The organism is Bacillus sp. AR2-1 (assembly GCF_008368755.1).
In the GTDB taxonomy this organism is placed as follows: Bacteria; Bacillota; Bacilli; order Bacillales; family Bacillaceae_G; genus Bacillus_A; species Bacillus_A wiedmannii.
In genome coordinates this window covers 25,376-42,620 of sequence record NZ_QORY01000018.1, presented here as the reverse complement: position 1 = coordinate 42,620, position 17,245 = coordinate 25,376, and the positions used below count along the sequence as shown (strand labels likewise).

Annotated in this window: 18 protein-coding genes and 1 riboswitch; of the genes, 5 read left to right on the top strand and 13 right to left on the bottom strand. The window is 36.4% G+C overall.

The genetic code is table 11. The annotated features are described in order from the left end of the window. Positions 1 to 42: 42 nt before the first annotated feature. The 9 genes from gabD to DT250_RS20895 all read right to left on the bottom strand — a co-directional run bounded on the left by gabD (position 43) and on the right by DT250_RS20895 (position 10,332). Positions 43 to 1,494 (bottom strand): NADP-dependent succinate-semialdehyde dehydrogenase, encoded by a 1,452-nt coding sequence (gabD, locus tag DT250_RS20935; protein ID WP_106383459.1) that lies wholly within the window; start codon positions 1,492 to 1,494, stop codon positions 43 to 45. Continuing rightward, entirely contained in the window at positions 1,487 to 2,854 is a 1,368-nt protein-coding gene (locus tag DT250_RS20930) for a sigma-54 interaction domain-containing protein (RefSeq protein ID WP_149213672.1), read from the bottom strand. The genes gabD and DT250_RS20930 overlap by 8 nt, the downstream gene beginning before the upstream one ends. 115 nt (positions 2,855 to 2,969) lie before the next feature. Then, positions 2,970 to 4,334, bottom strand: a complete 1,365-nt coding sequence (gene gabT, locus DT250_RS20925; RefSeq protein WP_088061541.1) for a 4-aminobutyrate--2-oxoglutarate transaminase — start codon at positions 4,332 to 4,334, stop codon at positions 2,970 to 2,972. 154 nt (positions 4,335 to 4,488) lie between these two features. After that, complete coding sequence (locus DT250_RS20920; RefSeq protein ID WP_088080305.1) at positions 4,489 to 5,235, bottom strand: HAD family hydrolase; 747 nt, start codon at positions 5,233 to 5,235, stop codon at positions 4,489 to 4,491. A gap of 137 nt (positions 5,236 to 5,372) precedes the next feature. Further along, entirely contained in the window at positions 5,373 to 6,278 is a 906-nt protein-coding gene (locus tag DT250_RS20915; RefSeq protein WP_000977669.1) for a diacylglycerol kinase, read from the bottom strand. A gap of 470 nt (positions 6,279 to 6,748) precedes the next feature. Continuing rightward, entirely contained in the window at positions 6,749 to 8,176 is a 1,428-nt protein-coding gene (gatB, locus tag DT250_RS20910; RefSeq protein ID WP_001047688.1) for an Asp-tRNA(Asn)/Glu-tRNA(Gln) amidotransferase subunit GatB, read from the bottom strand. Positions 8,177 to 8,190: 14 nt separating this feature from the next. After that, complete coding sequence (gene gatA / locus DT250_RS20905) at positions 8,191 to 9,648, bottom strand: Asp-tRNA(Asn)/Glu-tRNA(Gln) amidotransferase subunit GatA (RefSeq protein WP_000051449.1); 1,458 nt, start codon at positions 9,646 to 9,648, stop codon at positions 8,191 to 8,193. Positions 9,649 to 9,663: 15 nt separating this feature from the next. Continuing rightward, positions 9,664 to 9,954 (bottom strand): Asp-tRNA(Asn)/Glu-tRNA(Gln) amidotransferase subunit GatC, encoded by a 291-nt coding sequence (gene gatC / locus DT250_RS20900; protein ID WP_000086999.1) that lies wholly within the window; start codon positions 9,952 to 9,954, stop codon positions 9,664 to 9,666. A gap of 141 nt (positions 9,955 to 10,095) precedes the next feature. Next, a complete protein-coding gene (locus tag DT250_RS20895; protein WP_001254393.1) occupies positions 10,096 to 10,332 on the bottom strand; it encodes a YiaA/YiaB family inner membrane protein in 237 nt (78 codons plus the stop codon). Positions 10,333 to 10,563: 231 nt separating this feature from the next. Here DT250_RS20895 and DT250_RS20890 point away from each other — a divergent pair, with 231 nt between their 5' ends. The 4 genes from DT250_RS20890 to DT250_RS20875 all read left to right on the top strand — a co-directional run bounded on the left by DT250_RS20890 (position 10,564) and on the right by DT250_RS20875 (position 13,016). After that, positions 10,564 to 11,046, top strand: a complete 483-nt coding sequence (locus tag DT250_RS20890; RefSeq protein ID WP_000942477.1) for a MarR family winged helix-turn-helix transcriptional regulator — start codon at positions 10,564 to 10,566, stop codon at positions 11,044 to 11,046. Between the two features lie 75 nt (positions 11,047 to 11,121). Then, on the top strand, positions 11,122 to 12,303 hold the full coding sequence (locus DT250_RS20885; RefSeq protein ID WP_218951296.1) for an ArsA family ATPase: 1,182 nt from the start codon (positions 11,122 to 11,124) through the stop codon (positions 12,301 to 12,303). Then, positions 12,296 to 12,487 carry a DUF3926 domain-containing protein gene (locus tag DT250_RS20880; RefSeq protein WP_087982231.1) on the top strand — a complete coding sequence of 64 codons (192 nt, stop codon included), beginning with the start codon at positions 12,296 to 12,298 and terminating at the stop codon, positions 12,485 to 12,487. Before DT250_RS20885 ends, DT250_RS20880 begins: the two co-directional genes overlap by 8 nt. A gap of 61 nt (positions 12,488 to 12,548) precedes the next feature. Then, complete coding sequence (locus tag DT250_RS20875) at positions 12,549 to 13,016, top strand: HXXEE domain-containing protein (protein WP_142310770.1); 468 nt, start codon at positions 12,549 to 12,551, stop codon at positions 13,014 to 13,016. Positions 13,017 to 13,183: 167 nt separating this feature from the next. Here DT250_RS20875 and DT250_RS20870 read toward each other — a convergent pair whose 3' ends face one another. Genes DT250_RS20870 through DT250_RS20860 form a run of 3 tightly spaced genes read right to left on the bottom strand, consistent with a single transcriptional unit; the run spans position 13,184 to position 15,734 of the window. Next, complete coding sequence (locus tag DT250_RS20870; RefSeq protein ID WP_000721587.1) at positions 13,184 to 14,038, bottom strand: MetQ/NlpA family ABC transporter substrate-binding protein; 855 nt, start codon at positions 14,036 to 14,038, stop codon at positions 13,184 to 13,186. Between the two features lie 21 nt (positions 14,039 to 14,059). Further along, on the bottom strand, positions 14,060 to 14,725 hold the full coding sequence (locus tag DT250_RS20865) for a methionine ABC transporter permease (RefSeq protein WP_001261880.1): 666 nt from the start codon (positions 14,723 to 14,725) through the stop codon (positions 14,060 to 14,062). Beyond that, a complete protein-coding gene (locus DT250_RS20860; protein WP_149213670.1) occupies positions 14,715 to 15,734 on the bottom strand; it encodes a methionine ABC transporter ATP-binding protein in 1,020 nt (339 codons plus the stop codon). The genes DT250_RS20865 and DT250_RS20860 overlap by 11 nt, the downstream gene beginning before the upstream one ends. A 123-nt stretch (positions 15,735 to 15,857) precedes the next feature. Continuing rightward, positions 15,858 to 15,964: riboswitch (SAM riboswitch) on the bottom strand. A 242-nt stretch (positions 15,965 to 16,206) separates the two neighbouring features. Here DT250_RS20860 and DT250_RS20850 point away from each other — a divergent pair. After that, positions 16,207 to 16,770, top strand: coding sequence for a cysteine hydrolase family protein (locus DT250_RS20850; protein ID WP_088061531.1), 564 nt, complete (start codon positions 16,207 to 16,209; stop codon positions 16,768 to 16,770). Positions 16,771 to 17,002: 232 nt separating this feature from the next. Here DT250_RS20850 and DT250_RS31760 read toward each other — a convergent pair whose 3' ends face one another. Then, positions 17,003 to 17,152, bottom strand: a complete 150-nt coding sequence (locus DT250_RS31760; protein ID WP_000521654.1) for a hypothetical protein — start codon at positions 17,150 to 17,152, stop codon at positions 17,003 to 17,005. Positions 17,153 to 17,245: the final 93 nt, after the last annotated feature.

Here is a 17,245-nt window from a genome sequence, read left to right as displayed (position 1 = left end):
AATCTCCTTCTCTGTTACCTTATAGAAATTCTAGTATACTACTTATAGTCCTAATGAAATATATTTAATTTCTAAATATTCCTCGATACCGAAATGGCCTCCTTCACGGCCAATACCACTTTCTTTAAAGCCACCGAATGGTGCTTGTGCAACTGATGGAAGTCCATCATTTAATCCGATAATACCGTACTCTAATGCTTCGCTAACTTGGAATGCTTGACTAATATCTTTTGTGAAAATATAAGCAGCTAAGCCATATGGTGTATTATTTGCACGTTCGATTACTTCTTCAACCGTTTTAAATTTCGCAACTGGTGCTACTGGTCCGAATGTTTCTTCATTCATACAAAGCATCGTATCGTTCGCCAATCCAATTACAGTTGGTTGCATAAAGTGTCCATCTAGCTCTGCAACCTTTTGACCACCAAATAAAACTTTTCCACCCTTTTGAATAGCATCTTCAATATGTTCCTGTACTTTCGAAACTGCATTCTCGTCAATAAGTGGTCCTACAGTCGTTCCATCACCGAAACCGTCTCCTACTTTTAACTGCCCTACTGCCTTTTGAAACTTCTCTGCAAATACTTCATACACTTCTTCCTGAACAAATACTCGGTTTGTACATATACACGTTTGTCCTGCGTTACGGAATTTCGAACCGATTACCGCCTCTACCGCTTTATCTAAGTCCGCATCATTCATAACAATAAACGGCGCGTGACCACCTAACTCAAGTGAAACCTTTTTCATCGTTTGTGCAGCACTAGCCATTAATTCTTTCCCAATCTCAGTTGATCCTGTAAAGGAAACTTTTCGAACACGCCCATCTTCCATCCACGTATCAGCAATTGCTTTCGCACTACCTGTTACAATATTTATTACGCCTTTTGGAATGTCCGCTTCATGGGCTAATTCAGCTAATTTCAAAGCAGTTAAAGGCGTTTGGCTTGCCGGTTTTACAACTGCCGTACATCCCGCTGCAAGCGCCGGGGCTACCTTTCTCGTAATCATAGCAGCCGGGAAGTTCCAAGGTGTAATAGCGGCCATAACTCCAACCGGTTGTTTCATAACTAAAATACGTTTATTCGGATGAGAAGCAGGAATCATTTCGCCATATACGCGTTTACCTTCTTCTGCATACCATTCAACAAAGCTATTGGCATAATTCACTTCACCAAGTGCTTCTACAAACGGCTTTCCTTGTTCTCTCGTCATAATCGCTGCAATCTCTTCTTTATTTTCATCGATAAGTGTGAACCATTTTTTTAACTTCACTGCACGGTCTGCTGCTGTTAACTTAGACCATGATTTAAAAGCTTCATGAGCAGCATCAACAGCTTGCTTTGCCTCTGTTACCCCGCCCTTTGGTACCGTCGCAAATATTTCCTTCGTTGCTGGATTATTTACTTCGATTTGTTCTTGCAATGTAATCCACTCACCATTTATATACATCGCCTTTTTCTCTACATTTACAAACGTCGCTTTTTTATCCAATGTTTTCTTCCTCCTCTATAAGTTTCTTTATCTTCCTAGTGGCAGCAGATTGACTTATTTTTAAAAACTCCGCTACTTTATAACTCGATCCATATGTTTTATATGCTTTCAAAATAATATTCCGTTCTACTTCTTCTAACATTTTATAGAGACTTTGGCCGGACTGTTCAACCGTTGATTCTTGCATCGCTATTGGCAAATCTTCTATCGTAACGATATCATCAGCAGTTATAACAATTCGCTCAATCACATTTTCAATTTCTCTATTATTTCCTTCCCACCGGTAACCAGCAAACATTTGCAATGTGCTAGGCGCTAATTTTACATTCCGACCATATTTCTCGTTAAAGTGCTGTAAATAATGATAAATGAGTGGCAAAATGTCTTCAGTTCTTTCTCTGAGTGGTGGAATTACAATTGGAATGACATTTAGACGATAATATAAATCTTTCCGGAATGTTCCTTGTTTCACCATCATATTTAAATCTCTATTTGTAGCCGCTACAATTCTAACGTCCACCTTTTTTAATTCTCTTCCGCCAATAGGACGAAACGTTTTTTCTTGCAACACTTGCAAAAGTTTCGCTTGAATTTCAAGTGGCATTTCGCCAATTTCATCTAAGAAAAGGGTTCCTTTATGAGCCGATTCTAATAATCCCTTTTTCCCTTCACGATTCGCACCTGTAAAAGATCCACCTGAGTATCCAAAAAGCTCTGATTCAATTAAATTCGTTGGCAATGCCGCACAATTAATTTCATAGAAACTTTCATTCTTCCTGTTACTCACTTCATGTAAATGACGTACTAATCGACTCTTCCCTACTCCTGTCTCACCTAAAACGAGAACTGTACTATCTACCACGGATACTTTCTTGATTGTCTCGACTATTTTTTGCATAGCGATACTTTTAAAAATAAGTCCTTCATGTTCATATGTTTCTCTTAATTCTTTTTTATATGTTTTTAACTGATTATCCATTTCCTCTACCTTTTGACGTAATTGGTAGAGCTCTGTCAGATCACGTGAATAACTAATTACTCTTCTTAAATTTCCCTCATTATCAAAAACAGGCCTTGTACGAACGTGTAAATACTCTCCTGATTTTGTCGTTTGAACGAGTTCAATCGGTCTCTTTTTTTCAATTACTTCTAACGTTGCCGATGGATAAAAGATACCATCCTTCTGCAATTCTTTCACATGCTTACCTACCAGCTCTTTAGCAGCTAGTTGATAGTGCCTTTCACATGTACTATTTACACGCACAACGATTCCCTTTTCGTCAGTCACAAAAATTTCGTCAAACGCATATTCAAATACATCTTGTAAATCCATTAACACTCGTTCCTTTTCTCCAACCACCCTAGCCACCCCTAACTTCCAATCCATCGATTCACTTCACTACCTTTATTATAAAGTGAATTTTCTGTATTTTATATAGAGTCAGCTAGAATGTTTGCGATTTATTATTTAACTTTTAAACACGAGCAGTATTCGCTTTCTCATAACAGACTTGCAATGATTCTTCAATTATAGTTAATCCTTCTTCAAGTTGCTCATCTGTAATAACTAATGGCATTAACACACGAATAACATTACCGTATGTCCCTGCTGATAGTAGAAGTAATCCGCGTTTATTTGCCTCTGCGCACAAATTAGCTGTTAACGTTTTATCAGGTGCTTTCGTCTTACGATCTTGAACGAGCTCGAATGCACACATTGCTCCTAAACCACGCACATCACCAATGCAATTATATTTATTTTTCATCTCTTCGAATCGGTTCATTACGACTTTTCCTAATTCTATCGCTCTATCATTTAAATTCTCTTTTTCTATTACATCAAGTACTGCCAATGCTGCTGCACATCCTAGTGGGCTTCCTGCATACGTTCCACCAAGCTCTCCCGGCGCAGACTCATTCATAATTTCCTTGCGCCCAATAACACCACTAATCGGTACACCAGCGCCTAATGATTTAGATACCGTAATTAAATCTGGAACGACATCATAATGATCAATGGCAAAATATTTTCCTGTACGACTAAATCCTGTTTGAATTTCATCCGCTACAAATAAGATGCCGTGTTCTGAACAAATATTGCGTACTTCTTGCACAAACTTCTTACTTGGAACGATAAATCCGCCTTCCCCTTGAACAGGTTCCATTACAACGGCTGCAATTGTTTCTGGTGCTACTTCTGATATGAAGAAATTCTTAAACTCTTCAATAATAAAGTCATCGTACTGCTCTTCCGTTAATCCTTCTGGGCGGCGATATTCGTACGGGAATGGTGCTTTATAGACTTCAGGCGCAAATGGACCAAATCCAAATTTATATGGTTTTACTTTACTTGTCATCGTCATTGTCATTAATGTACGCCCATGGAATCCTTTAGAAAATGCGATAATACCAGGTCTTTTTGTATATTTACGAGCGATTTTCACAGCGTTCTCAACCGCTTCTGCACCACTATTTAAAAATAGTACTTGCTTATCAAAACTTCCCGGCGCTAATGCCGCAAGTTTTTCTGCTAATTCAATATATGGCTCATACATCATGACATTAAATCCAGTATGAATGTATTGATCTACTTGTTTATGGAGCGCCTCTTTAACAGCTGGATGACAATGCCCTACGTTAATTGTTCCGATTGCTCCCGCGAAATCAATGTACTGATTGCCATCAACATCTGTTACAAGAGAACCATTTGCAGATTGTACAAACGTTGGGATGCCGTTACTTACTCCTTTTGGTACTATATTTTGGCGGCGTTCTAATAAAGACGCTGCTTTCGGTCCAGGAATTTGTTCATTTACTTTAGCAAATTTTTTTGTGTTCATTACGTACCCCATCCTTTTCTTTACATTGTTTTCTCTTTTCATTGCAAAATGTATGCCAACGTTCTTTCCCAGCATTCATCCTGCATACCTTCTATGTCGACATAAAAAATAAGTCTATAAAGACTCATTAAGAGTCCTTATAGACTTATTTTTCTTACACATTAGACTTTCCTTGTTCCCAAATCAACTCACCCGAATGAGAAATAAACTCCCCAACAGATTGTACTACTAAATCTGCAAGTGGTTCTAACGTTTGACGATCTCCTGTACCAGACAGTACTCCAATTGCATAGCAATTGCCACCATTTCTCGCTAAATATAAATCAGTTGGTGTATCTCCAACGACGGCTACTTCACATGCTTCTAAATGAAACTTCTCACAAAAAGATTCTACAATTCTTTTATCTGGTTTTTGTGCCGGAAATGTATCTGAAGCTACAACATAATCAAAAAAGGACTCTAATTGATATTGTTTCAAAAATAATTCTGTTGGTGCAAAATCATCAGCTGTCACAACACCTAAAATAAATCCTCTATCCTTTAAACCTTGTAAAATCCTCGGTAAATCCGCCGTCATTTTCATATAGGAGCGGTGTTCATACATAAGAGAAAATAATTTTTCACTTACCCACTCATGCATTTCCTCTTCCTTAGATGACGTAATATACTTACAAAGCCCCTTTGCTACATCGAGGCTTGTTCCAGCAGCTATTGCACTACGAGGATGAACAAATGCCCCATCCACACCGATTTCTTTTAATAAAGCCTGCTGCATTGACTGTGGGAGTTGATATAATTTTATACATTCAGCGACAAGCTCTTCAGCCACTTTTATCCAAATTGAATGAAAATCCATTAATGTCCCATCTTTATCAAATAGTATTGCCTTTACCTTCTCCATAGCATCCTACCTCTCGTTTCTTATCTCCTCCAGTGTATCAATAAAGTATGGATATAAAATAAACGAATTGTAAAAATACCATAAAAATCAAACTAACTTCCAATTTACAATTCCTCTATATAATAAAAAGGATGCCTTTACAGGGCATCCTCTTGTTGTTCAGGAACAAATAGTTCAAGACAATGATATATATTTTCGAATTCCATCGGTGCATCTCCACCGTATTCACCGTCTAAGTTAATCATTAGTTTATCTGGTGAATGCACTTTAATTCGATTTGCTTGTGTGTATAGCACTTTTGGGTTATTAATATGTTCACCACGCTGCGCTTGTGTTGCTGCTTTAATTAAGTCAGCAATAGAACCTTTTTTCAGTACTAATAAATCAAATAATCCATCGTTAATCGATGCATATGGTGCTACCTTTTCAAAGCCGCCCACTGAACGAGTATTCGTAATTAAAAACATCGTAATTTCTTCTTGTAGTAATTTCCCATCATACTCAATTTCAACATATGTTGGATGTAATGACGGTAACATTTCGATTCCTTTTAAATAGTAAGCAAGTTGGCCTAATACCGTCTTTAGCTTGCTTGGCACTTCATATGTTAATTCTGTAATACGGCCGCCACCAGCGATATTAATGAAATATGTATCATTCGCTCTACCAAGATCTAACGGAACTGTTTTCCCTTCACAAATAATATCCGCAGCCTCTTCAATAGCACGAGGTACACCGATCGCACGCGCAAAATCATTTGTCGTTCCAACTGGAATAATTCCAAACTTTGGACGATGTTCATGTCCTACTAAGCCGTTCACCACTTCATTTAATGTACCATCACCACCAGCTGCGATAACAACATCAAACTTACGATCCGCAGCTTGCCTCGCTGCCACAGTCGCATCCCCAGGACCAGTTGTCGCATGACAAGACGCTTCATATCCAGCTTGTTCTAATTTTTGTAATACTTCCGGTAAGCTCTTCTTAAATAGCTCGCGCCCAGAAGTAGGATTATAAATAATTCTTGCTCGCTTCATCATTTATTAGCACAGGAAATTTCTTTATATATTGAAAAAGAACATACCGAACTTCTATTCAGTATTCCCATGCCTACCTCCTCTCATCTTCCTATCCTTCTTTTATCTCGCTCAAACAGGCAGTAAGAACCCGATTCGTGTAGTCCATCAAAAGTAAATATTCATTTCAATGGTTTTGTTTTATTTGACAAAAAATTTATGTCCATCTATTTCCTCACAACAATTTACATATAACGAATAATAATTATCTATTATTTCATGAGATGAAAAAAACCTCTATGTCTAGATTTATCATTATTCCCACCTTTTTGCAACTATCATACCATAGTTGCTATACAAACATTTTTACACTTTTGACAGTTAATCAAACGTTTGTTTAAACGATCTTCTCTCATTTAAACAAACGTTTGATTAACCTAGAAAAACACCCATGTACGGGTGTTTTTCTGCTTAATCTTTACAAGTTACTATTATTATCGCTTATTAATCTCTTCAAGTAAGATTTTGTTAACAAGCGGCGGATTTGCTTGTCCTTTTGTAGCTTTCATAATTTGACCAACTAAGAAGCCAATTGCACGGTCTTTACCGTTTTTAAAGTCTTCGATAGATTGCTCATTATTATCAAGAATTTCTGTTACAACTTTACGAAGTGTACCCTCGTCAGAAATTTGAACAAGACCTTTTGCTTTAACGATTTCCTCTGGGTCTCCACCTTTTTCAATTAACTCGTTAAATACTTTCTTCGCGATTTTAGAAGAAATTGTACCTTTTTCAATTAATTGAACCATTTTAGATAAACCAGCAGGCGTTAATGCAACGTCTTTTAATTCTTTTTGTTGTTTGTTTAAGTATGCAAGCACTTCACCCATTAACCAGTTTGATGTTAGTTTCGCATCTGCTCCATCTTCAATTGCTGCTTCAAAGAAATCAGACATCTCTTTCGTTAATGTTAATACGTGTGCATCATAAGCTGGTAAGCCAATTTCTGCAACGTAGCGAGCTTTACGTGCATCTGGAAGTTCTGGAATCGAAGCACGAATTTCTTCTTTCCACTCATCATCGATGTAAAGTTCAACTAAGTCTGGCTCTGGGAAGTAACGGTAATCGTCAGATCCCTCTTTCACACGCATTAAGATTGTTTTCTTCGTTGCTTCATCATAACGACGTGTTTCTTGTTGGATGATACCACCAGATAACAATTCTTTCTCTTGGCGCACTTGCTCGTGCTCAAGACCTTTTTGTACGTAAGTGAATGAGTTTAAGTTTTTCAGTTCCGCTTTTGTACCGAACTTCTCTTGTCCAACTGGACGAAGGGAAATGTTCGCATCACAACGCAAGGAACCTTCTTCCATCTTACAATCAGATACGCCAGTGTATTGAATGATTGATTTTAACTTCTCTAAGTATGCATATGCTTCTTCTGGCGTACGCATATCTGGCTCAGATACGATCTCGATTAAAGGCATACCTTGACGATTGTAATCTACTAATGAACCATCAGCTGTATGCGTTGATTTACCAGCATCTTCTTCTAAATGAAGACGTGTAATACCGATACGTTTCTTTTTACCGTCTACTTCAATTTCAATCCAACCATTTTCACCAATTGGCTTATCGAATTGAGAAATTTGGTAAGCTTTCGGATTATCTGGGTAGAAATAGTTTTTACGGTCGAACTTCGTTTCCGTTGCGATTTCACAGTTTAATGCCATTGCAGCTTTCATTGCAAAGTTAACTGCTTCTTTATTTAAAGTAGGAAGTACCCCTGGGTATCCTAAGTCAATTACACTTGTTTGTGTATTTGGCTCCGCTCCGAATTCTGTTGGACTCGCAGAGAAAATTTTCGAATTTGTTTTTAACTCAACGTGAACCTCTAAACCAATAATTGTTTCTAAATTCATCTATGCTCGCCTCCTTACAGACTTGCTTTTTTTGTATGATAGTCTGTTGCTTGCTCAAACGCATGTGCAACGCGGTAAATTGTCGCTTCATCGAAGTGTTTACCAATGATTTGTAGACCAAGTGGCATGTTGTTAGCACCGAATCCACATGGAACAGAAATCGCTGGAACACCCGCTAAGTTTACTGGGATTGTTAAAATGTCATTTGCATACATTGTCATTGGATCATCAACTTTTTCGCCCACTTTAAATGCCGGAGTTGGCGTTGTTGGTCCAATAATAACATCGTAGTTAGCAAATACATTTTCAAAGTCGTTTTTAATTAATGTACGTACTTGTTGTGCTTTCTTGTAGTATGCATCATAGTAACCAGAGCTAAGTGCAAATGTACCAAGCATAATACGACGTTTTACTTCATCACCAAAACCTTCGCTACGTGTGTTTTTGTAAAGGTCTAATAAATTATTTACATTATCAGAACGAACACCGTAACGTACGCCATCAAAGCGTGAAAGATTAGCAGATGCTTCAGAAGAAGATAATAAGTAATACGTTGCTAGAGCGTATTTAGAGTGTGGAAGAGATACTTCCTCCCAAGTTGCGCCCATACCTTCTAATACTTTTAAAGCAGCTAGTACTGACTCACGAGCTTCTTCGCCAACACCTTCTCCTAAGTATTCTTTCGGTACAGCAATGCGTAAACCTTTAACGTCGCCTGTTAAACCAGCTAAGTAGTTTCCTACTTCAACGTTAGCAGAAGTTGCATCCATACGGTCAATACCTGAAATAGCTTGTAATAAGTATGCATTATCTTCTACTGTACGTGTAATCGGTCCGATTTGGTCAAGTGAAGATGCGAATGCTACTAATCCGTAACGAGATACGCGTCCGTAAGTTGGTTTTAAACCTACAACGCCGCAATATGCAGCTGGCTGACGGATAGAACCACCCGTATCAGAACCTAGAGAGAATAATACTTCTCCTGCTGCTACAGCTGCTGCAGAACCACCACTAGATCCGCCTGGAACGTAATCTAAGTTCCATGGATTTTTCGTAGCGTAGAAACCTGAGTTTTCATTTGAAGAACCCATTGCGAACTCGTCCATATTTAACTTACCGATTGTAACTGTGTCAGCAGCTTTTAGCTTTTGCACAACTGTTGCATCATAAATTGGATCAAAGTTTGCTAACATTTTGCTCGCACAAGTTGTACGAAGACCGTTAGTTACAATGTTATCTTTTACACCAATTGGCATACCGAATAATAAACCATTATCTTCAGCACCAATTTTCGCGTCTAATTCTTTCGCTTTCGCGCGTGCGTTTTCTTCATCTAATGTAAGAAAAGCTTTTACGTTATCTTCAACATCCGCAATACGTTTGTAAGATTCTTCTACTAAATCCGTAACGGAAATTTCTTTGTTGTTTAACTTCTTATGTAACTCTGATACGGAATGATCAAATAATGACATCGAAATTCCCCTCCTCTATTCTAATACTGCTGGAACACGGATTTGATTATCTTTGTGATCCGGTGCATTTTTTAATACTTCTTCGACTGGTAAACCTTTTTCTGGTACATCTTCACGCATAACATTTTTCATAGTTAATACATGAGTTGTTGGTTTTACATCAGTTGTATCTAATTCATTTAACTGTTCTGCAAATGTAACAATTGCATCTAGTTGTTTTTGAAATTTTTCAGCTTCTTGATCAGTAATTGCAAGACGTGCTAAATGTGCTACGTGCTTTACATTCTCAACGGAAATTCTTGACACGGCTAGGCCACCTCCATAATATATCGTTCAATCTACAATACTATTGATGATACCAAATTTTCAGTACTTCAAGCAAGTCAACACACGGCACTTACTGCATTTTTACATAAAAAAAGAAAGGCGAATGCCTTTCTTTACGATTTACTCTTTATCTAACGGTTTATTTTTCGGAAATCTCTCGTTATCTTCTTCATTATCACGAATTGTTTTTTGTAATACAAAACAAGACATCGTTAAAAATAATGTTCCAATTAAATAATATCCTTTTACACTAAGCGTTTCATCTAACGTATAAATCCCAATTAGCATACCTGAAAGTGCACAAACAAATGAAGTCCATGCTAAAAACGTGAACGCTTGCGTATTACGTCTTCTCATTGTTCTCCCCCTCGTTAGCTGTACATCCATTATAGATAAGTATATTTACTATGATGGATTTTTATGTAAATTCTAGTTTTATATTTATAAATCTATCATAAAAGAATACTATTTTAAAGTTAGTTTTCTGTCTAATCTGAAAAAACAGTTAAAATCATTGACATTTATTTCAATTCTGCATAAAATAAAAACAAATATTACGAACCTCGAAATATACGGGAGTGGAAATAATTGTTGCAATATGAACATTTTTTAGACTTACTGCTAGATAACGCCAAGAAACTTTTTTATCCTGAAGAATGGGTAAGCCTAGATTTAACACTTTCTAAAACAGAAGTATTTTGTTTACTTTGGATGGAGCGAAATACAGATATTACAATGACAAAAATCGCTGACCTTCTTGATATACCGATGAGTACAACGACAGGTGTTGTAAATCGCCTCGTAAAAAAGGGATATATTGAAAGGTACCGTGATGAAAACGACCGACGCATTGTATTAATTCGTTTAACAGAAAACGGCGTAATGCTCGTTCAAGAAGTAAAACAAAATGCAGCCCATTACTTTAACCTAGTGACAGAAGCATTATCAGAAGAAGAAAAAGCATTCTTACTACAAATCTTCCAAAAGATCATGAATCACATTGCTACGTCACAGCAAAAAACAGAAGAAAAGGTTTCTACACCTAAAATGAAAAACATTCCGATTGAATAAAACCCTAGTTGGGTTTTTATTCAACATTTTATTTCGGAACTCGTAATATTCGATACTCGAAACAAAGGGGATAGAATAATGAGAATTATTTTGTATACAGGTAAAGGCGGCGTAGGAAAAACTAGCATTTCAGCAGCAACAGCACTTCAAAGCGCAAAACAAGGATTAAAAACATTAGTAATGAGTACAGATCCTGCTCATAGTTTAGGAGATTCATTTGGTATAAAGCTATCTTCTGAGCCATTAGCAATTCGTGAAAATTTGTGGGCACAAGAAATTAATACGATTTATGAGATGGAAAAAGGCTGGGGGAAATTACAGAAATATATTACACTACTCTTCACTTCCAAAGCAGCTGATGATATTACAACAGAAGAATTAACGATGTTTCCTGGTATGGAAGATTTAATTAGCTTACTTCGCGTACTCGATTATTATAAACAAAACACATATGATGTTATCATCATTGATTGCGCTCCAACAGGAGAAACATTAGCAATGCTCAGCTTTCCAGATATGCTCGGCTGGTGGATGGAAAAACTCTTTCCTATTAAAAGAAAAGTTTTAAAAGTTGTTCGTCCTATAGCCCAACCACTTCTTGGTGTTCCCCTTCCAACCGATGATATTATGGACGAATTAACGAATACACTTGAACAACTTGGAGAAATGAGAGATATTTTATCAAACCGAGACATAACAAGTATCCGCATCGTTGTAAATCCTGAAAAGATGGTCATTAAAGAAGCTCAGCGCAGCTTTACGTATTTAAACTTATACGATTATAACGTGGATGCCATTATGATTAATCGCGTCATCCCTAACACTGTCACCGATCCTTATTTTCAAGCATGGAAAGATACTCAAAAGAAATATAAAACATTGATTCAAGATAGTTTTCAGCCGCTTCCTATTTACGAAGCTCCTATGTTTGAACAAGAGGTTGTCGGTTTGTCTATGTTAGAGCGTGTAGGAGATGCTTTATTTAAATCAGATTCTTCTCCTACGGAAGTGAAATTTAACGGTCGCACTCAATATGTAAAAAAAGATGGCGATGAGTATATTTTCGTTCTCTCCATTCCCTTCTCAAACAAAAGTGAACTTTCATTAAATCAAAAAGGTGATGAACTTATCATTCGTTCAGGTTCTGTGAAACGGAACATCACATTACCAAAAACGTTAACACACCTTTCTATTCAAGGAGCAAAATTCGAAGATGATGTACTAAACATTCGATTTGGAGGTGTAGTGCATGCGTGAGGAACTACTAAGGAAGGTAATTCGTACAAAAATAAAAGTCGGTATGAATATATTAGAAGAGTTACCTGCCCCAATCCAGCAATCAGCTAAGCAAGCACTAAACATTTTGCAAGAGGAACTAGCTACTTATCCGAAAAAACAAGAGCATCATGAGGATAATTTAAAAAGTATCATAATTGAATAACTATCCCTGTATAGAGGGCCTTTTTTAGGCTTTCTATATTTTATTGGAGTGATGTAAGTTGATGAAAAAACATTCAACTATTATACCCTGGATCATTCCTTTATTATTTTTCGTTCATAACCTTGAAGAATCTTTTCAAATGCCACAATATCTTGCTAATCAATTTTCAATTCATTTTATAACAAGCCGACAATTTTTCATTGCGATTTTCGTATTAACAATCTTTGTCTTACTTATCGTCTTTCTATATCAACTAAACTTCTTGTCTTCTATATACTGGATTATTTTTATACAGGGGGCGATATTCTTCAACTCTGTTCAACATATTATTTTGTTTTTCATTTATCGTTCATATAATCCTGGCGTAATATCAGCCGTTTTCATTATGATTTTTTCTATTTTCTTTTTTTCATTCGAAAAACACCTCATTCATAAAAAACAATTCGTAATTACACTCATTTTTAGCTTATTTGCTTACCCTTTTATAATTTGGATTACCTTACTATTCGCTAGCTACTTTCATTCATAAAAAAAGACCAGGAAAACTCCTGGTCCATCACTCTACTTAACAAACATTGGATTCTACGTTATACAGAATTGGAAGGTACAGAATTAAGGTTTTGTTTGTTAAGTAGATTATATGTTGAACGAGCTAACAGCGGAGGGGTTCCTACTGTTAATCGTTAAACCCGATAATTATTTTACGATTTTTTCAAGCTCCTCAAGTGAAAGATCTACTGAAATGGAACCATCATTTGTTTCTTTCTTAATTGCATCTGTTACTTCTTTTGAATGATATAGTTCAATTACTTTTTTCAGTGTTGGATCATCTTTATCTTTTGTACGAGCTGCGAAAATATTAATATATGGCTTCGCATTTTCATTCTTTGGATCTTCTAAGAAAATTGGATCCTTCGCTGGATCTAATCCAGCTTGACCAGCAACACCGTTATTAATAACTGAAGCTGCAACATCTTTTAATACACGAGGTGTTTGCTGTGCGATAACCGGTGTAATTTTTAACTTCTTCGGATTTTCAGCAATGCCACTTGGATCTCCGAATAAGCCAAAGTCTTTCTTAAGCTTTAATAATCCAGCTGCATCAAGAAGTTTTAATGCACGAGCTTGGTTCGTTGGATCATTTGGAATCGCAATTTCTGAACCATCTGGAATTTCATTTGCCTTCTTATATTTTTCAGAGTATAAGCCCATTGGTGCAATTTGCGTTGTACCGACAGCTGTAATATCTAACTTATGCTCTTTTTTAAATTGCTCTAAGAAAGCAACGTGCTGGAATGAGTTTAGTTCAATATCTCCATCAGCTAACGCTTTATTTGGCGTTGTGTAATCAGAGAACTCAACCAGTTTAATTTTAATTCCCTCTTTTTCAGCTTTTTTCTTTAAAATTTCCCAAGCGTCTCCATCTGTTCCGGTTACGCCAACGCGAACTACTTTCTCTTTTGCTCCTGCCCCCGTGTCTCCACTTGAGCAGCCGCTTAACGCTGAAATTCCTACAATCGCTGATAATGCAAATGCTAAAATTTTCTTCATTTTCTTTTCCCCTCCTCCTTTTTATGATCTACGTAAAAAGACTTTCGCAAAGTAGTTTCCTAAATTTTGAGCTACCTGTACGAGAATAATAAGTAAAACGACCGTTACGAACATAACTGATGTATCAAAACGTTGATAACCATATGTCATCGCTAAGTCACCAAGACCGCCACCACCGACAAGCCCAGCAACTGCAGAAAATTCAATTAAACCAACTGTCATAAACGTAACACCTAAAATCAATGGCGCTAACGCTTCTGGTACAAGAATTTCAAAAACAATTCTAAATGGTGAAGCACCCATCGCTTGAGCTGCTTCAATGACTCCCTTTGGAACTGAAACAAGATTTGTTTCAACCATTCTAGCAATACCAATTGACGCAACTAACGTCATTGGAAAGATTGCTGCTGCTGTTCCAATCGTCGTTCCGATAACACTTCTTGTTAGTGGGCTTAAAGCTACTAAGAAGATGATGAATGGAACCGGACGAATTGTATTAATAATGATATTAAGAATAGAAAAGACCCATTTATTTTCTAAAAAGTTTCCTTTCCTCGTTACATACAATAGTAAACCTAGGGGTATACCAAGAATTGTAGCAAATATAAGGGTTACGATTACCATTAAGAGGGTATCCCCCGTCGCATCTACTATGCGAGGCCAAAATATACTCCAATCAACTCGCATGAGCTTCTACCTCCTTCAGCTGCACTTGCATTCTTAGATGTTGTAATGCTTTTTGAATTTCCTTCTGTTCACCTTGCAATTCTACAAGAAGATTTCCAAATAGCACATTTTGGAGTTCAATAATATTTCCATACAGTACGTTTACATCGACGTTATAATTTTTCGCGATATATGATAGTATTGGCTGCCCTGTCTCTTCCCCAGTAAATGTTAAGCGATAAATCTGTCCACCATTTTGAATTTTCCCTAGAACACTTTCCGGTAAATGATCATTAATAATGGAGCGTACAAAGTTTTGAGTTGTCTTTGTTTTCGGTTGTGTGAAAACGTCAAATAGTTTTCCTTCTTCAATAACTTTTCCCTTCTCCATTACAGCTACACGGTGACAAATTTCTTTCACAACATGCATTTCATGTGTAATAAGAAGAATTGTTACATTGTATTCTCGATTTACTTTCTTTAATAAGTTCAAAATTTCTGTCGTTGTTTCTGGATCTAAAGCTGATGTTGCCTCATCACATATAAGAATGTCTGGCGATGTTGCAAGTGCTCTTGCAATGCCAACACGCTGCTTTTGTCCGCCTGATAGTTGCTCTGGATAATAGTTTGCTTTATCTTCTAATCCTACAAACTTTAGCAGTTCATTTACTCTTTCTTTTATCTCATTTTTTGGTACTTTCGCTAACCTTAATGGATAAGCAATATTCCCAAACACTGTTCTTGAATTAAATAAATTAAAACTTTGAAAAATCATCCCGATTCTTTGTCTTAGCTTCCGTAATTCTTTCGTCGATAGTGATGTAATATCTTTATCATCTATTGAAATCGTTCCCGCCGTTGGTCTCTCTAACATATTTACTAGGCGTAATAACGTACTCTTTCCAGCGCCACTAAAACCGATAATGCCAAAAATTTCGCCCTTCTCAACTGATAATGTTACATCCTCCACCGCATGAACAGATTGCCCACCTGATTCATATACTTTACTTACGTTGTTAAAAGAAATCATTTTTTCGCCTCCTATATGCTGTAAAAACTTGAAGTAGAGCTTTCGAGGTAAAATAAAAAGTGCTCTCCTTCTTATCAACCGTAAAGATAAGAAGGAGAGCACTTATATGTACTCGGTCACATCTTCTCATCTTCCAAGCCTTTTATAAGGCTTGCTGGAGTTAGCACGGTATTAAAAAACCCGTTGCTGAGGTATCGTAGGGCCAGTCCCTCCACCTCTCTGGATAAGAATGTATCGATTTAATTGTCGTTTAATTAATTCTCATTATAGAACTCAGAATAATAAGAGTCAATACATTTTTTAGAAAAATATTAATTATTTCTCTATTAAAATTTTCAAATAAAAAATCACAATATAATATTGCTTTTTAAAGTTATGTAAAATTCTTCTCCTTCATATTTTTTTAAAAGGAGAATCACCTCTATAAATTGAATACCATTATTTGAATATGAAACCGGAGGAAGATAAATATATGAAAACAGCTCTTTTACTCGTTGATATTCAAAATGATTATTTTCAACACGGAAAGATGGAATTGCGTAATCCAATAGAAGCAAGCAAATATGCTCGTCAGCTGCTACAACTCTTTAGAACGAAAAACGAACCTATTTTTCATATCCAACATGTAGCAATAAAAGATGACGCTACTTTTTTCCTACCCAATACAGAGGGTGTACATATTCATGAAAGCGTACGTCCACTTAGAGAAGAAACCGTTATACTCAAACATTATCCAAATAGTTTTCGCGAAACTGATCTTCTAGAACAATTACAACGTTTAGACATTGAGCACGTCGTCATATGCGGGATGATGACTCATATGTGTATTGATGCTACCGTAAGGGCTGCTTTTGATTTCGGCTTTCCATGTACCGTTATACATGATGCTTGTGCTACAAAAGATCTTTCTTTTAAGAATGCTACTATACCAGCCGTTTATATTCATAACACAATTTTGGCTAGTTTAAATGGAGTATACGCAACTGTAATGAGTACAGAGGAGTTTGTGGCTACAAAAAAACACTCCCTTCAGTGAGCAAAACCGAAAAGAGTGTTTCTTGTCAAACCATAGATTTTCTTTCAAATTGTATTATACAGGAAATCCTTAAAATGAATACTAAAAAATATGACTAATAAGTCAACTTTTCTCATTGTTTTGTTTCTATTTACATGTTTATCCCGATATTAATAGGATTTAGCTAGTTCTAATTATCGAATGGTAATATACGGTAATTAGAACTAGTTTCTCCTATCAAAAACGTAACATATTATTTATCTGTTTGTTTTTGCTTCTTTTTCAAATACTCCGCACGCAATTTTTCAATTTGCTGCTTTTTATCAAATTTGGCAGGCGTCTGTTTTTCATGAAACTTCGCCACAGATACCTGACTTTTGTAATCCAATTGATATTTTCCCACTTTGTTCACCTACTTTTCTTGTCTTTAAAGAGAATCTATTCAACAAATATAATATACCTTATTTACTGAAGTAAACCTTATTACATTATTAGT

Coding starts and splice junctions, on each gene's coding strand:
- DT250_RS20870 (WP_000721587.1), bottom strand. CDS start 14,038: ATGAAGAAAATTTTAGCATTTGCATTATCAGCGATTGTAGGAATTTCA.
- gatB (WP_001047688.1), bottom strand. CDS start 8,176: ATGAATTTAGAAACAATTATTGGTTTAGAGGTTCACGTTGAGTTAAAA.
- DT250_RS20880 (WP_087982231.1), top strand. CDS start 12,296: ATGCGTGAGGAACTACTAAGGAAGGTAATTCGTACAAAAATAAAAGTC.
- DT250_RS20895 (WP_001254393.1), bottom strand. CDS start 10,332: ATGAGAAGACGTAATACGCAAGCGTTCACGTTTTTAGCATGGACTTCA.
- DT250_RS20915 (WP_000977669.1), bottom strand. CDS start 6,278: ATGATGAAGCGAGCAAGAATTATTTATAATCCTACTTCTGGGCGCGAG.
- DT250_RS20875 (WP_142310770.1), top strand. CDS start 12,549: ATGAAAAAACATTCAACTATTATACCCTGGATCATTCCTTTATTATTT.
- DT250_RS20920 (WP_088080305.1), bottom strand. CDS start 5,235: ATGGAGAAGGTAAAGGCAATACTATTTGATAAAGATGGGACATTAATG.
- gatA (WP_000051449.1), bottom strand. CDS start 9,648: ATGTCATTATTTGATCATTCCGTATCAGAGTTACATAAGAAGTTAAAC.
- DT250_RS20865 (WP_001261880.1), bottom strand. CDS start 14,725: ATGCGAGTTGATTGGAGTATATTTTGGCCTCGCATAGTAGATGCGACG.
- gabT (WP_088061541.1), bottom strand. CDS start 4,334: ATGAACACAAAAAAATTTGCTAAAGTAAATGAACAAATTCCTGGACCG.
- DT250_RS20860 (WP_149213670.1), bottom strand. CDS start 15,734: ATGATTTCTTTTAACAACGTAAGTAAAGTATATGAATCAGGTGGGCAA.
- DT250_RS20850 (WP_088061531.1), top strand. CDS start 16,207: ATGAAAACAGCTCTTTTACTCGTTGATATTCAAAATGATTATTTTCAA.